Source organism: Ornithinicoccus halotolerans, assembly GCF_009602535.1.
In the GTDB taxonomy this organism is placed as follows: Bacteria; Actinomycetota; Actinomycetes; order Actinomycetales; family Dermatophilaceae; genus Ornithinicoccus; species Ornithinicoccus halotolerans.
Window position 1 is genome coordinate 85,749 of sequence record NZ_WIQI01000003.1, and the last position, 13,610, is coordinate 99,358.

At 73.4% G+C, this 13,610-nt stretch carries 16 protein-coding genes and 3 tRNA genes; 2 read left to right on the forward strand and 17 right to left on the reverse strand.

What is annotated here, in order from left to right; all coding sequences use genetic code 11:
* Window positions 1-94: 94 nt before the first annotated feature.
* The 8 genes from rplL to GFJ45_RS01530 form a co-directional block, all read right to left on the reverse strand.
* Window positions 95-490, reverse strand: coding sequence for a 50S ribosomal protein L7/L12 (gene rplL / locus GFJ45_RS01495; RefSeq protein ID WP_153393332.1), 396 nt, complete (start codon window positions 488-490; stop codon window positions 95-97).
* Between the two features lie 64 nt (window positions 491-554).
* Window positions 555-1,169 carry a 50S ribosomal protein L10 gene (gene rplJ, locus GFJ45_RS01500; RefSeq protein WP_153393335.1) on the reverse strand — a complete coding sequence of 205 codons (615 nt, stop codon included), beginning with the start codon at window positions 1,167-1,169 and terminating at the stop codon, window positions 555-557.
* A gap of 209 nt (window positions 1,170-1,378) precedes the next feature.
* A complete protein-coding gene (locus tag GFJ45_RS01505; protein ID WP_153393338.1) occupies window positions 1,379-2,311 on the reverse strand; it encodes a DUF817 domain-containing protein in 933 nt (310 codons plus the stop codon).
* Window positions 2,312-2,449: 138 nt separating this feature from the next.
* The gene (rplA, locus tag GFJ45_RS01510) at window positions 2,450-3,148 is read right to left on the reverse strand and encodes a 50S ribosomal protein L1 (protein WP_153393341.1); all 699 of its coding nucleotides are present in this window, start codon (window positions 3,146-3,148) and stop codon (window positions 2,450-2,452) included.
* Window positions 3,149-3,239: 91 nt separating this feature from the next.
* Window positions 3,240-3,671, reverse strand: coding sequence for a 50S ribosomal protein L11 (rplK, locus tag GFJ45_RS01515; RefSeq protein ID WP_153393344.1), 432 nt, complete (start codon window positions 3,669-3,671; stop codon window positions 3,240-3,242).
* Between the two features lie 128 nt (window positions 3,672-3,799).
* Window positions 3,800-4,621, reverse strand: coding sequence for a transcription termination/antitermination protein NusG (gene nusG / locus GFJ45_RS01520; protein ID WP_153393347.1), 822 nt, complete (start codon window positions 4,619-4,621; stop codon window positions 3,800-3,802).
* Between the two features lie 94 nt (window positions 4,622-4,715).
* Entirely contained in the window at window positions 4,716-4,964 is a 249-nt protein-coding gene (secE, locus tag GFJ45_RS01525) for a preprotein translocase subunit SecE (protein WP_153393351.1), read from the reverse strand.
* Between the two features lie 44 nt (window positions 4,965-5,008).
* Window positions 5,009-5,081 (reverse strand) — tRNA-Trp (locus GFJ45_RS01530).
* Between the two features lie 108 nt (window positions 5,082-5,189).
* Here GFJ45_RS01530 and GFJ45_RS01535 point away from each other — a divergent pair.
* Window positions 5,190-6,410 carry a pyridoxal phosphate-dependent aminotransferase gene (locus tag GFJ45_RS01535; RefSeq protein WP_153393354.1) on the forward strand — a complete coding sequence of 407 codons (1,221 nt, stop codon included), beginning with the start codon at window positions 5,190-5,192 and terminating at the stop codon, window positions 6,408-6,410.
* A gap of 34 nt (window positions 6,411-6,444) precedes the next feature.
* Here the strand turns inward: GFJ45_RS01535 and argG are convergent, their stop codons facing one another.
* The gene (gene argG, locus GFJ45_RS01540) at window positions 6,445-7,893 is read right to left on the reverse strand and encodes an argininosuccinate synthase (RefSeq protein ID WP_153393357.1); all 1,449 of its coding nucleotides are present in this window, start codon (window positions 7,891-7,893) and stop codon (window positions 6,445-6,447) included.
* Window positions 7,894-8,006: 113 nt separating this feature from the next.
* Here argG and GFJ45_RS01545 point away from each other — a divergent pair, with 113 nt between their 5' ends.
* A complete protein-coding gene (locus tag GFJ45_RS01545) occupies window positions 8,007-9,056 on the forward strand; it encodes an adenosine deaminase (protein ID WP_153393360.1) in 1,050 nt (349 codons plus the stop codon).
* Here the strand turns inward: GFJ45_RS01545 and GFJ45_RS01550 are convergent.
* The 8 genes from GFJ45_RS01550 to GFJ45_RS01585 form a co-directional block, all read right to left on the reverse strand.
* Window positions 9,040-10,041, reverse strand: a complete 1,002-nt coding sequence (locus GFJ45_RS01550; protein WP_153393363.1) for a hypothetical protein — start codon at window positions 10,039-10,041, stop codon at window positions 9,040-9,042. The two genes, GFJ45_RS01545 and GFJ45_RS01550, sit on opposite strands and share 17 nt — an antisense overlap.
* An 82-nt stretch (window positions 10,042-10,123) precedes the next feature.
* A complete protein-coding gene (locus GFJ45_RS01555; protein WP_228386333.1) occupies window positions 10,124-11,206 on the reverse strand; it encodes a UDP-N-acetylmuramate dehydrogenase in 1,083 nt (360 codons plus the stop codon).
* Complete coding sequence (locus GFJ45_RS01560; protein ID WP_153393366.1) at window positions 11,199-11,630, reverse strand: MaoC family dehydratase; 432 nt, start codon at window positions 11,628-11,630, stop codon at window positions 11,199-11,201. Before GFJ45_RS01560 ends, GFJ45_RS01555 begins: the two co-directional genes overlap by 8 nt.
* Complete coding sequence (locus GFJ45_RS01565) at window positions 11,630-12,076, reverse strand: FAS1-like dehydratase domain-containing protein (protein ID WP_153393369.1); 447 nt, start codon at window positions 12,074-12,076, stop codon at window positions 11,630-11,632. Before GFJ45_RS01565 ends, GFJ45_RS01560 begins: the two co-directional genes overlap by 1 nt.
* A gap of 101 nt (window positions 12,077-12,177) precedes the next feature.
* On the reverse strand, window positions 12,178-12,348 hold the full coding sequence (rpmG, locus tag GFJ45_RS01570) for a 50S ribosomal protein L33 (RefSeq protein WP_153393372.1): 171 nt from the start codon (window positions 12,346-12,348) through the stop codon (window positions 12,178-12,180).
* Between the two features lie 114 nt (window positions 12,349-12,462).
* Window positions 12,463-12,536: transfer RNA gene (locus GFJ45_RS01575), tRNA-Met, on the reverse strand.
* 38 nt (window positions 12,537-12,574) lie between these two features.
* A tRNA-Thr gene (locus GFJ45_RS01580) sits at window positions 12,575-12,647 on the reverse strand.
* Window positions 12,648-12,692: 45 nt separating this feature from the next.
* On the reverse strand, window positions 12,693-13,610 hold a 918-nt coding region (locus GFJ45_RS01585), incomplete at its 5' end, for a MaoC/PaaZ C-terminal domain-containing protein (RefSeq protein WP_228386335.1).

The following is a 13,610-nucleotide window of genomic DNA, read 5'->3' on the forward strand; positions in this document are numbered from 1 at the left end:
CGACCGCGGGCGGGCCGGTCCAGCTGCTGCTGGCCCGACCCGCCCGCGGCGAGAGTGGCTCCTCGAGCCGTCCGGGGCGTTGCCCCGGGGGAGGTCACTTGACGGTGACGGTGGCGCCCGCGCCCTCCAGGGCCTCCTTGGCCTTGTCGGCGGCCTCCTTGTCGACCTTCTCCAGGACCGGCTTCGGAGCGCCGTCGACCAGGTCCTTGGCGTCCTTCAGGCCGAGCGAGGTCAGCGCGCGGACCTCCTTGATGACCTGGATCTTCTTGTCGCCGGCCGACTCGAGGACGACGTCGAACTCGGACTGCTCCTCGGCCTCGGCCGCACCGGCGTCGCCGCCGCCGGCGGCGGGGGCGGCACCAGCGACCGCGACGGGCGCGGCGGCGGTGACATTGAAGGTGTCCTCGAACTCCTTGACGAACTCGGACAGCTCGATCAGGGTCATCTCCTTGAACGCGTCAAGGAGCTCTTCGGTGCTCAGCTTCGCCATGGTGGCGTTCCTTCCTTGTGGTGCCGTGAGTGGCGGTGTGTGGGGTGTGCCGACGCCGGGGGCGTCAGCTGTCGTCGCCACCCTCGGCGACGTCGGTGGACTCGTCGGCGGGAGCCGACTCGGCCGGGGCCGCGGCGGGCTCGGCGGACTCGGCCGCCGGGCCCTCCTCCTCGACCTTGGCCCGCAGCGCCTCGACGACGCGCGCGGTCTGCGACAGCGGCGCGGCGAACAGGGACGCGGCGTTGCTCAGCGAGGCGTTCAGCGCGCCTGCCAGCTTGGACAGCAGGACCTCGCGGGACTCCAGGTCGGCGAGCTTGGTGAGGTCCTCTGCCGTCATCGGCTTGCCGTCGACGACGCCGGCCTTGATCACCAGGGCGGGGTTGGCCTTGGCGAAGTCACGCAGCCCCTTGGCCGCCTCGACCGGGTCCCCGGTGACGAAGGCGATGGCCGTCGGGCCCTGCAGGTGCTCGTCGACGCCGGTGACCCCGGCCTCGGCGGCAGCCCGCTTGGTGAGCGTGTTCTTCACCACGGCGTAGGACGCGTGCTCGCGGATGTTGGTGCGCAGCTGGGAGATCTGCGCCACCGACAGTCCGCGGTACTCGGTGAGCACGGCCGCACCCGAGCCGCGAAACCGGTCCGCGATCTCGGCAATGGCTGCAGCCTTCTCGGCAGTCGCCATGGGGCCTCCTTCGTTCGTGGGTGCCGGCAGGCACGGGCCCCGAACATGAGAAAGGCCCCGGCGCAGGCGCTCCGGGGCTTCGCGGGCGCGCACGTCGGCACGCCCGGATTGCGTAGGATCACCTGCGCAGGCTGCCCGCCTCATGGCGAGACCTTCGGTCGCCGCGCCCGTGGGCACGCCGACAACCGGCGGTCATTGGTGGCCCCAGGCTACGGCACGCCCCCGCCTTCGCCCAAATCGCGGGCGGGGGCCGGGCCGGCCTCGCCCCTGGCCGGCTGCTGGCCGGTCGCCTCCTGCGCCGCCGCCGCGACGGCCCTCTCCCGTGGCGGGTACACCCAGGTCACCAGCACCACCGAGATGATCATGAGCAGGAACCAGGAGGAGATCTTCGCCGGGTGCACCAGCTCCCAGGCCAGCTCCTGGCCGGGGTAGAACCAGGCGCCGGCGAAGGTGGCGACGTTCTCGGCCAGCCAGATGACCAGCGCCACCAGCAGGAAGGACACCAGCACCGGCATCCGGTGGGCGCGGTCGTGCACCCGGTAGTGCATCACCGACCGCCCCCAGGTGACGGCCACCAGCGCCACCAGCACCCAGCGGGCGTCCCACCACCAGTGGTGGCTGAAGAAGTTGACGTAGATGGCGGCCGCGAGCAGCGCGGTCAGCCAGCGCCGCGGCCACCGGTCGAACCGCAGGTCGAACAGCCGGTGCACCCGCACCATGTAGCTGCCGACCGCGGCATACATGAACCCGCTGTAGAGCGGGACCTCCCCGACCCGCAGCACCCCCTCGGCGGGGTAGGCCCAGGACCCGGCGGCGGTCTTGAACAGCTCCATGACGGTGCCGACGACGTGGAACAGCAGCACCACCCGCAGCTCGCGCACCGTCTCCAGGCCCAGCACCAGCATCGCCAGCTGGATGACCACGGCGAGCAGGGTCAGCAGGTCGGGCCGGCTGACGACGGCGTCCGCAGGGTAGTGGCGCAGCAGCAGGAACAGCCCCAGCAGGAGCCCACCGAAGATCGCGGCCCAGGCCTGCTTGACCGCGAACACGAGCAGCTCCACCAGCGGGCCGCGCCGGCCGGCCAGCCGGGCGTCGGCCCAGGCCCGCAGACCGGCCTCGACGCGGGTCAGGGCGTTACGCACCCGATGAACCTACGCCGTCCCGCCGGCCCACGGCAGCATGACGCCCCGCCGGCCCGCGGCAGCACGACGCCCCGCCGGTCCGAGGACCGGCGGGGCGCGGTGCGGGCGGTCACGGCCCCGCTGCTGCCCGGAGCCGGGTCAGGCGGCGGCGGCGCGGCTGGAGGTGTCCAGCGGGATGCCCGGGCCCATCGAGGTCGACATCGTCGCCTTGGTGACGTAGCGGCCCTTGGCGGCCGAGGGCTTCAGCCGCAGGATCTCGTCCATCGCCACCGTGTAGTTCTCCAGCAGCGCCTGCTCGTCGAAGGAGGCCTTGCCGATGATGAAGTGGAGGTTGGCGTGCTTGTCGACCCGGAACTCGATCTTGCCGCCCTTGATGTCGGAGACGGCCTTGGCGGTGTCCATCGTCACGGTGCCCGTCTTCGGGTTCGGCATCAGGCCGCGGGGGCCCAGCACCTTGCCCAGCCGGCCGACCTTGCCCATCAGGTCGGGGGTGGCGACGACGGCGTCGAAGTCCAGCCAGCCGCCGGCGATCCGGTCGATGAGGTCGTCGGAACCGACGTGGTCGGCGCCGGCCTCGCGGGCGGCCTCGGCCTTGTCGCCGGTGGCGAAGACGAGGACCCGGGCGGTCTTGCCGGTGCCGTGCGGGAGGTTGACGGTGCCGCGGACGAGCTGGTCGGCCTTGCGGGGGTCGACGCCCAGCCGCAGCGCGACCTCGACGGTCGCGTCGTAGGTGGTGGTGGCGGTCTCCTTGGCGAGCCGCACCGCCTCGGCCGGGCCGTAGAGCCGGCCCTCCTCGATCTTGGCGGCGGCGGTGCGGTAGGCCTTGCTGCGCTTCATGATGCTCCTTGCTGTGCGGTGGAGGTGTGGTACGGGCCAGCGCTTGGCCCTGCCACGCTCCCCCGGTCGGGGGAGGTTGGATCGGGACCGGTCAGGCCTCGACGGTGATACCCATCGACCGGGCGGTGCCGGCGACGATGCGGGAGGCCTGGTCCAGCGTGTTGGCGTTGAGGTCGGCCATCTTCTGCTCGGCGATCTCGCGGACCTGGTCCTGGGTGAGCGTGCCGACCTTGGTCTTGTGCGGCTCCCCGGAGCCCTTGCTGACGCCGGCGGCCTTCTTGATCAGCTCGGCGGCCGGTGGCGTCTTGGTGATGAAGGTGAAGGAGCGGTCCTCGTAGACCGTGATCTCCACCGGAATCACGTTGCCGCGCTGGTTCTCCGTCGCGGCGTTGTAGGCCTTGACGAACTCCATGATGTTGACGCCGTGCTGACCGAGGGCAGGGCCCACGGGCGGCGCCGGGGTGGCCTGGCCGGCCTGGATCTGCAGCTTGATGAAGCCGGCGACCTTCTTCTTGGGGGGCATGCGTGTCCTTCTCTCGTGGTGTGGGCCGACGCCGTGGGCGATGACCCGGTTGCAGTCCCGAGGCGGAGCCTCGGGAGGTTCAACGGATGGCTGGCGGGTGCACGGGGGGCGGGTCGCCCCTCGGGCGGTCAGATCTTGGCGACCTGGTTGAACGACAGCTCGACCGGCGTCTCCCGGCCGAAGATCGAGACCAGCACCTTGAGCTTCTGCTGCTCGGGCAGGATCTCGGAGATCGTGGCGGGCAGCGTCTCGAAGGGGCCCTCCATGACGGTGACCGACTCGCCGACCTCGAAGTCGACCTCCTGGGCGGCGGTCTGCGCGGCCGCGGCCTGGCCGCCCTCGCCGCCCCGGGAGGAGCCGGCTGCCGCGGCGGCCGGCTGCTCCAGCGTCGGCGCGAGCATCGAGATGACCTCGTCCAAACTCAGCGGGACCGGCTGGTGGGCGTTACCGACGAAGCCGGTGACGCCCGGGGTGTGCCGCACCGCGCCCCAGGACTCGTCGGTGAGGTCCATGCGCACCAGGACGTAGCCAGGCATCCGGACCCGCCGGACCTGCTTGCGCTGGCCGCCCTTGATCTCGGTGACCTCCTCCATGGGGACCTGCACCTCGAAGATGTAGTCCTCCATGTGCAGGCTGGTCGCCCGGCTCTCCAGGTTCTGCTTCACCCGGTTCTCGTAGCCGGCGTAGGAGTGCACGACGTACCAGTCGCCGACCTTGCCGCGCAACGTCTCCCGAAACTCCTCGACCGGGTCGACCGGGGCCTCCTCGACCTCGGGCTCCCCGGCCTGGTCCGCCGGGCCGGCCGGCTCGTCGGCGGCCTGCCCGGTCCCCTCCGGCAGGCCCTCGCCCTCGGCGCCGCCCTCGGGGGCGGGGACAGCCTCCTCGGCCGCGGGGGTGGCGAGGCTCTCGTCCTCGGCCCCGTCGGGCTGGCTGGTCCACTGCTCGGACATGACCTACTTCCTCACTTCTGGCAGATGTTCGACCGCGTGCGCGGTCCGGCACGCCGGGCTCCCCGGCGCGGGGGCGTCACCACCCGGTGGCGGCTCAGCCGGCGAAGACGAACCCGACCAGCTGCTGCAGCACCTGGTCGAGGCCGAACACGTAGGCCATCACCACCGAGACGAAGACCAGCACCACGATGGTGTAGGTCACCAGCTCCCGCCGGGTCGGACGGACAACCTTGCGCAGCTCGGCCATGACCTGCGCGATGTAGGTGCCCGGGCGGGCCGGCTGCCCGCTCCCGGTGCGGGAGCGCTCGGCACCGTGGGTGCCGGACGCGCTGGTGTTCGCCACGGGTTGCCTTCCTCGTGCTCGTCGTCCTGGTCGGACCGGTCGCGCAGGGCAAGAGGGACTCGAACCCCCAACCGCTGGTTTTGGAGACCAGTGCTCTACCAATTGAGCTATTGCCCTCCGGCGCCCGGTGGGCAGGCGCCAGCATGGGTGCCGTCAACACCCGAGCGTCCACTCTACGCGACGGCGGGCAGGTTGGCGAAACCCGGCCGGTGATTCAATAAGGGGGTGACTGAGACAGCCGCAGCCCCTGCCCGCCTGTCCACCCGCGTCGGCGCCATCGCCGAGTCGGCCACCCTGGCCGTCTCCGCGAAGGCCAAGGCGCTGAAGGCCGAGGGCCGCCCGGTCATCGGCTTCGGCGCCGGGGAGCCGGACTTCCCCACCCCCGACTACATCGTCGCCGCCGCCGTCGCGGCCTGCCAGGACCCGGTCAACCACCGGTACTCTCCGGCCGGCGGCCTGCCCGAGCTGAAGTCGGCCATCGTCGAGAAGACCCGGCGCGACTCCGGCCTCGAGGTCGAGCCCGCCCAGGTGCTGGTCACCAACGGCGGCAAGCAGGCGGTCTACAACACCTTCGCCGCCCTGCTGGACCCGGGCGACGAGGTGCTGCTGCCCTCGCCGTACTGGACCACGTACCCGGAGGCCATCAAGCTGGCCGGCGGCTCCCCGGTCGAGGTGTTCGCCGGCGCCGACCAGGAGTACCTGGTCACCGTCGAGCAGCTGGAGGCCGCCCGCACCGACCGCACCAAGGTGCTGCTGTTCAACTCCCCCTCCAACCCGACCGGCTCGGTCTACCCGCCGGAGCAGGTGGCCGCGATCGGCCGCTGGGCCGCCGAGCACGGGCTGTGGGTGGTCACCGACGAGATCTACGAGCACCTGCTCTACGACGGGGCCAGCGCCCCGCCGATGCCGGCCGTCGTGCCCGAGCTCGCCGACCGCTGCGTCGTCCTCAACGGCGTGGCCAAGACCTACGCGATGACCGGCTGGCGGGTCGGCTGGATGGTCGGTCCGGCCGACGTGGTCAAGGCCGCCACGAACCTGCAGTCGCACGCCACCAGCAACGTCGCCAACGTCTCCCAGCGCGCTGCCGTCGCCGCGCTGCAGGGCTCGCTGGAGGTCGTGGACGAGATGCGGGCGGCGTTCGACCGGCGCCGGCAGACGATGGTCGGCCTGCTGCAGCAGATCGAGGGCGTCACCTGCCCGACCCCGCACGGGGCGTTCTACGCCTACCCGAACGTCGAAGGGGTGCTGGGCCGGAGCATCCGCGGCCGCACCCCGCGCACCTCGGTCGAGCTGGCCGAGGTCATCCTCGAGGAGGTCGAGGTGGCCGTGGTGCCCGGCGAGGCGTTCGGGCCCAGCGGCTACCTGCGGCTGTCCTACGCCCTCGGCGACTCCGAGCTGGAGGAGGGCGTGGGCCGGATCCAGCAGCTGCTCGCCGAGGCCCGCTGACCCCGGGCCCGCGGGCGTCGGCTCGGCGACGGGCTCAGTCGTTGCCGGCCTCCATGGCCACCCGGTCCAGCGCCTCGTCCTCGGCCGAGACGCCGCCGGCGGTGATCCGGTCGGCGCCGCCGGGGCTGAGCTCGCCCACCAGCGAGGTGCTGGCGGTGCCCAGGGCATTGGCCTCGGCGCCGTCGCCGGTGCCGAGCAGGCCCAGGGCGACGTACTGCTCCAGCCGGGACCGGCTGTCGGCGATGTCCAGGTTGCGCATGGTCAGCTGGCCGATCCGGTCGGTCGGCCCGAACGCGGCGTGGTCGACCCGCTCCATCGACAGCTTGTCCGGGTGGTAGCTGAACGAGGCGCCCTCGGTGGCGACGATCGAGTAGTCCTCGCCGCGCCGTAGCCGGAGCACGACCTGGCCGGTGACCGCCGAGGACACCCACCGCTGCAGCGACTCCCGGATCATGAGCGCCTGCGGGTCCAGCCACCGGCCCTCGTACATCAGCCGGCCCAGCCGCCGACCCTGCTCGTGGTAGGCGGCCACGGTGTCCTCGTTGTGGATGGCGTTGACCAGCCGCTCGTAGCCGATGTGCAGCAGCGCCATCCCGGGCGCCTCGTAGATGCCGCGGGACTTGGCCTCGATGATCCGGTTCTCGATCTGGTCCGACATCCCCAGCCCGTGGCGGCCGCCGATGTCGTTGGCGGCCATGACCAGGGCGACGGGGTCGCCGCCGAAGTCGTCCCCGTTGATCGCGACCGGCCGGCCGCGCTCGAACCGGACCGTGACGTCCTCGGTCGGGACGGCCACGTCCTCGCGCCAGAACGGCACCCCCATGATCGGCTCGACCACCTCGATGGAGGTGTCCAGGTGCTCCAGCGTCTTGGCCTCGTGGGTGGCCCCCCAGATGTTGGCGTCGGTGGAGTAGGCCTTCTCCTTGCTGGCCCGGTACGGGAGGTTGCGCTCCTGCAGCCACTGGCTCATCTCGTCGCGGCCACCCAGCTGGTGCACGAACGCCTCGTCCAGCCACGGCTTGTAGATGCGCAGGTTCGGGTTGGCCAGCAGGCCGTAGCGGTAGAACCGCTCGATGTCGTTGCCCTTGTACGTCGACCCGTCGCCCCAGATGTCGACGCCGTCCTCCATCATCGCCCGGATCAGCATGGTGCCGGTCACGGCCCGGCCGATCGGGGTGGTGTTGAAGTAGGTGCGGCCGCCGCTACGGATGTGGAAGGCCCCGCAGGCGAGCGCCACGAACCCCTCCTCCACCAGGGCGGGACGGCAGTCGACCAGGCGCGCGATGTCCGCGCCGTACTCGCGGGCGCGGTCCGGCACGGAGTCGATGTCGGACTCGTCGTACTGGCCGAGGTGGGCGGTGTAGGTGCACGGGACGGCGCCGTTGTCGCGCATCCACGCGACCGCGACCGAGGTGTCGAGGCCGCCGGAGAAGGCGACCCCGACCCGCTCACCGACAGGCAGGTTCGTCAGGACTTTGGACACGGGAAAATCATACGGGGTCACGCATAGTTATGCGAAACTGGGGCGGTCGGCAGCACCGGCGGGCGGAGCCTGGGGGCCTGCCACCGGCCGGCCGGGGTGGTAGGACTTGGGCCATGACGCGACCGGTGGCCGCGCTGCCCAAGGCGCACCTGCACCTGCACTTCACCGGCTCGATGCGGATCAGCACGCTGCGCGACCTGGCCGACCGGCACGGCCTGCGGCTGCCCCGGTCGCTCACCGAGGAGTGGCCGCCCCGGCTGACCGCCACCGACACCCGTGGCTGGTTCCGGTTCCAGCGCCTCTACGACGCCGCCCGGCACTGCGTGCGCGGCGAGGAGGACATGCGTCGGGTGGTGCGGGAGGCCGCCGAGGACGACGCCGCCGAGGGGTCGTGGTGGCTGGAGATCCAGGTCGACCCCACGTCCTACGCCCCGCACGTCGGCGGGCTGAGCCCGGCGCTGGAGATCGTGCTGGACGAGGCCCGCGCCGCGACCGAGGCCACGGGTACCGGCGTCGCCGTGGTCGTGGCGGCCAGCCGGATGCGCCACCCGCTGGAGGCCAGGACGCTGGCCCGGCTGGCGGCGCGGTACGCCGGCGAGGGCCCGGGCGCCGTGGTCGGCTTCGGGCTCTCCAACGACGAGCGGCACGGCGACTCCACGGAGTTCGCGCGCGCCTTCCAGATCGCCGCCGGGGCCGGCCTGGCGCTGGTGCCGCACGCCGGGGAGCTGCTCGGCCCCGGCCACGTGCGCACGGTCCTGGACCACCTGCAGCCGCACCGGCTGGGGCACGGCGTGCGCGTCGTCGAGGACCCGGAGCTGCTGGCCGAGGTGGTGCGGCGCGGCATCACCCTGGAGATCTGCCCGGGAAGCAACGTGGCGCTCGGCGTCTACCCGACCCTGCCGCAGGTGCCGCTGGACCGGCTGCGGGACGCGGGGGCGCGGGTGGCGCTGTCGGCCGACGACCCGCTGCTGTTCGGCACCCGGCTGGCCGACCAGTACGCCGCGGCCCGCGCCGCGCACGGGCTGGACGACGCCGCGCTGGCCGAGCTGGCGCGGGACTCGGTGCACGGGTCCACCGCACCGGAGCCGGTGCGGCGCCGGCTCCTGGCCGGCATCGAGGACTGGCTGACCAGCCCGGCGGACGCCGTCACCGCTCGCCGGTGACGGGACGCAGCGCCCCCTCGACGACGACGTGCTCGGGCGACAGGTGCGGCGCGACCGCCTCCCGGACCGCGGCCACGGTCGGCCCGTCAGCCACCAGCACACCCACGTGCAGCAGGCCGTCCGCGCCGCCGCCGCCACTGCTGAGCACGCCCAGGTCGTCGCTGACCGCCTGCAGCTCGGCCTGGCCGGCGCGCAGCTGCTGCTGCGTGGGCAGGTCGCGCTGCTCGACGCACAGCCCACCGGCCCAGACCTCGCGCAGCTGCCGGTGAGCGGACTCCGGGTCACCGGTGACGACGACGTTGTAGAGGTCGTGCCCGTTGGAGACCCAGGAGGTCACGTACCCGTCCAGCGCCTCGAGCTCCCGGCCCAGGTCGGCCATCGCCTGCTCGGCGCCCGGGCCGCCTCGCCAGTCCTCGTCCCCGTCCCGGAACGGGTCGTCGCACAGCTGCGGGAACCCGGTCTGGTCCGGCTCCCCCCGGCTCTCCGGCGGCTCCTGGCTGGCGGGCTCGGTGAGGCGGAACCGCGCGCCGTCGAAGGTGCCGACGACGGTGGCGTGGCCCCAGGTGACGCCGGAGGCCGACTCGTGCTCGGGCGCGTCGGCCCACTCGAACCCCACGAGCTCGGGGCCACCGCACTGGGGCGGGTAGGACTCGGCCACGCCGCCGACGCAGAGCTCGGGGGGCTGCCCCTCCTGCTGCAGCACGAGTCCGTGCCCGGTGAGCAGCAGGTCGGGGTCCCGGGCGCTCCAGGAGGGCAGGCCGGCTCCGGCGGTGGCGGTGGTACCGCCGCCCGGGCCGGTGTCGCTCACCGGGGCGTCGCCGCCGGGGTCAGCGCCGTGATCGGTGCCGGGTTCGCTCGCCGTGCCGCATCCGGCGAGCGCCAGTGCTCCGGCGACCGCCAGCGCCAGGGTGAGCGCCGGCGGCCGGGTGCTGCCACGACGCCCCGACGTGCGCCCGCGCACGGGGCCCGGTTGGCGTGCGGTCATGGCCACCTCCTCGGTGCACCCCCGGCGTCCTGCCGCTGGGGATACCCGTGGGACGCGGTGGCGACGCGAGAGGTTCCTGCCGTCACAGCCGGAGACCGACCAGGACCGGCTCGTTGACCAGCCGCACCCCGAGCGCCTCGGCCACTCCGTCACGGACCTCCCGCGCCAGCGCGACCACGTCCTCGGCCCGGGCCGCGCCGCGGTTGGTGACGGCGAGGGTGTGCTTGGTGGACAGCGCCACCGGTCCGGGCAGCCCGTGCCCCTTGCCGAAGCCGGCCCGGTCGATGAGCCAGGCGGCCGAGGTCTTCACCCGGCCGTCGCCGGCGGGGAACCGCGGCGGCGTCACCTCCGGACCGAGCCGGGCGGCGGCGCGTTGGCGCAGCCGGTCGAACTCCGCCTCGGTCAGCACCGGGTTGGTGAAGAAGGAGCCGCACGACCAGGTGTCGTGGTCGGCCGGCTCCAGCACCATGCCGCGCCGGCGGCGCTGTGCCAGCACCGCCTCCCGGGCGTCGGCGAGCGGCACCCGCTCACCCAGCTCGACGGCCAGCCCGGCGGCGAGGTCGGCGTAGCCGATCGGCTGGGACAGCGCCGTGGGCCGCAGCTGGAAGGTCACGTCGAGGACGACGTAGCGGGGGGTGTAGCCGCTCCCGGCCAGCAGCGACTCCTTCAGCAGCGAGTGCCGGTAGCTGAAGGCGCAGTCGGCGTTGGCCAGGGTGCGCACCCGCCCCTCCTCCCGGTCCCACACCCGGACCCGGGCGATGGTCTGGGCGACCTCCTGGCCGTACGCGCCGACGTTCTGGACGGGCGTGGCGCCGGTGGAGCCGGGGATGCCGCTGAGGGCCTCGACCCCCGACCAGCTCTCCGCGACGGCCCGGGCGACCAGGTCATCCCAGCTCTCCCCGGCCGCGACCCGGACGAGGACCCCTCCGCAGTCGTCGGCCGACTCCACGTGGACTCCGGTCGTGGCCACCGCCACGACGGTGCCCGGGAAGCCGTCATCGGCGATGACCAGGTTGGACCCGCCGCCGAGCACCAGCAGCGGCTCCCCCGCGGCGTCGGCCTCCCGGACGGCGGCGACCAGGTCCTCCTCGGTCTCGGCCCGCAGCATCCGGCGGGGCGGCCCGCCGACCCGCATCGTCGTCAGCGACGCCAGCGGCCTAGCCAAGGTCGACCACGGCGAGCGCCCGGCCCAGCACCCTCTGCCCGGCGCTGGTGACCTGCAGCTCGACGGTGGCGCGCGCGGCCTGGCGGTCCACGGCGGTGACCCGCCCGGTCACCTCCACCAGCGCGCCGCCGTCGGCGGGCACGACCACCGGCTGGGTGAACCGCGTCTGGTAGGACACCACCCGGCCGGGGTCACCCACCCAGTCGGTGACCACCTCGACGGCGGCGGCCATGGTCCACATGCCGTGCGCGATGACGTCGGGCAGCCCCACCCGGCGGGCGACCTGCTCGTCCTGGTGGATCGGGTTCTGGTCACCGCTGGCGTCGGCGTAGTCCAGCAGCCGCTGCCGGTCCACGGGCACGCTTCGGCCGGGGAGCTCGGTGCCGGCCTGGAGGTCGGCCGCGGTGACGGCGGCGGGGCGCATCAGGACTGCCCCCTCACGACGATCGTGGAGGTCGCGGTGCACAGCGGCTCCCCCTCGGGCGTGGCCAGCTCGCTGCGCGTGGTGACCATCGCGTGGCCACCGGCCTCCCGGACAGTGTCGACGTGGAGCGTGCCGACGACCCGGTCACCGGCGACGAGGGGACGGTGGTGGGCGAACGCCTGCGAGCCGTGGACCACCCGGGAGAAGTCGATCCCGGCCTCGGGGTCCTGCACCAGCTGGGCGTCGCAGCGCTGGGCGACGACGACGGCGTAGGTGGGGGGCGCCACCACGTCGGCGTAGCCGGCCGCCCGGGCCGCCTCCGGGTCCCGGTGCAGGTCGCTGCCGGCCCCGACCGCGTCCGCGAACGCCGCGACGTGGGACCGCTCCACCAGGTACGGCTCGGTGGGCGGGTAGCTGCGCCCCTGGAACGCTGTGTTGACACCCATGGCGCCTCACCCTAGCGGGGTGGTCCGGCCGGTCCGGGCATGACGAAGGCCGCCACCCAGGGGGGTGGCGGCCTTGCGCTCCGCGGGTCCGGGGACCGGCCTCAGCGGGTCTCGCGGTGGGCGGTGTGCTTGCCGCAGCGGGAGCAGAACTTGGCGAACTCGACGCGGTCGGGGTTGTTCCGCCGGTTCTTCTTGGTGATGTAGTTGCGCTCCTTGCAGACCGTGCACGCCAGGGTGATCTTCGGGCGGATGTCGGCGCTCTTCGTAGCCACGGGGCAACCTGCTCTCGGGACGGTCGGGTGTGCGGTGCGTGCCGCGCCCGCGCGGGGCGCAGGCAGCGACATACCAGGGTACGCGATCGGCGGTCGGCGACCGAATCGCGGTCGTAGCGGGGGCGGGCATCGATCCCGCGACCTCACGATTATGAGTCGTGCGCTCTAACCATCTGAGCTACCCCGCCTCGGGGGTTGCCCCCGGCCGCGGCCGAGGCACCACCAGAGCCCCCAAACGGAATCGAACCGTTGACCTTCTCCTTACCATGGAGACGCTCTGCCGACTGAGCTATAGGGGCTGGGCCGCCGCTGGGAGCTCCCCCGCGGGCAGCGCTTCGCAGACATTACACGGCCGGCGGCCGGTTCGTGAAATCCGCGGGCTGGAGGGTCCCGGCCAGGTGGGTCCGCTCCCCGGCTGCGGAGGTCACGGCGAACGCCGACCCGTCCGGCCGGGCCGCCAGCTGCGCCGTGCCGGGCAGCAGCAACGGGGCCTGGAAGCCGACCCGCACCCGCCCCGCCGGCAGCTGTGACGCCGGGGCCAGAGCGGACAGCACCCGCGCGTGCGCCCACATTCCGTGCGCGATCGCGCGCGGGAAGCCCAGCGCTCTCGCGGCCAGCGGGTGCAGGTGGATCGGGTTGATGTCACCCGCCACCGCCGCGTAGCGGCGGCCCAGGTCCGCGGGCAGCCGCCACCGGGCCCGGGGCAGCAGACCAGCCGCGTCGGGCAGCGGGGACGGGGGCTCGGCGGTGGTCTCCGGTGCCGGGTCGCCGACCGGCTGCCCCGCCTCGTGGCTGCCGTCCGGCATCCGGGCACCGCGCACCAGGTAGGTGCTGCGGCCCTGCCAGGCGAGGTCGTCCCCGACGCCGGCGGTGCCGCACAGGTCGACGGTGACGCCCTTGCGGTGCGGGCGCGGTCCCTCGGCCCAGCAGGAGAGCGTGAGCCGCTCGTCGGCGGTCACCGGGCGCTGCCACGACATCTCGTTGGCCACGTGCACCATGCCGACCGCCGGGTAGGGGAAGTCGGCGGCGGTCATCAGGTGCAGCTGCAGCGGGAAGGTCAGCACGTGCAGCCAGGTCGGCGGGACCTGGTCGCGCAGCGGGAAGCCGCACACCCGGTCGTAGCCGGCCAGCCGGTCCCGGTCCTGGGCGTGGTCCACGACGACCACCCGGCGCTCCGGCAGGCCGCCGGTGCCGCGGGGCAGCGTCCCGGCGATCCTCAAGGGCTGGTTCGACCGGGTGCTGGTCAACGGCTTCGCGTTCGG

What these genes read in the sequence shown, in the direction of transcription:
- rplJ (WP_153393335.1), bottom strand. Translation starts at nt 1,169, where the DNA reads ATGGCGACTGCCGAGAAGGCTGCAGCCATTGCCGAGATCGCGGACCGG.
- nusG (WP_153393347.1), bottom strand. Translation starts at nt 4,621, where the DNA reads ATGTCCGAGCAGTGGACCAGCCAGCCCGACGGGGCCGAGGACGAGAGC.
- GFJ45_RS01545 (WP_153393360.1), top strand. Translation starts at nt 8,007, where the DNA reads ATGACGCGACCGGTGGCCGCGCTGCCCAAGGCGCACCTGCACCTGCAC.
- GFJ45_RS01565 (WP_153393369.1), bottom strand. Translation starts at nt 12,076, where the DNA reads ATGGGTGTCAACACAGCGTTCCAGGGGCGCAGCTACCCGCCCACCGAG.
- GFJ45_RS01550 (WP_153393363.1), bottom strand. Translation starts at nt 10,041, where the DNA reads ATGACCGCACGCCAACCGGGCCCCGTGCGCGGGCGCACGTCGGGGCGT.
- rplL (WP_153393332.1), bottom strand. Translation starts at nt 490, where the DNA reads ATGGCGAAGCTGAGCACCGAAGAGCTCCTTGACGCGTTCAAGGAGATG.
- GFJ45_RS01560 (WP_153393366.1), bottom strand. Translation starts at nt 11,630, where the DNA reads ATGCGCCCCGCCGCCGTCACCGCGGCCGACCTCCAGGCCGGCACCGAG.
- rplA (WP_153393341.1), bottom strand. Translation starts at nt 3,148, where the DNA reads ATGAAGCGCAGCAAGGCCTACCGCACCGCCGCCGCCAAGATCGAGGAG.
- rplK (WP_153393344.1), bottom strand. Translation starts at nt 3,671, where the DNA reads ATGCCCCCCAAGAAGAAGGTCGCCGGCTTCATCAAGCTGCAGATCCAG.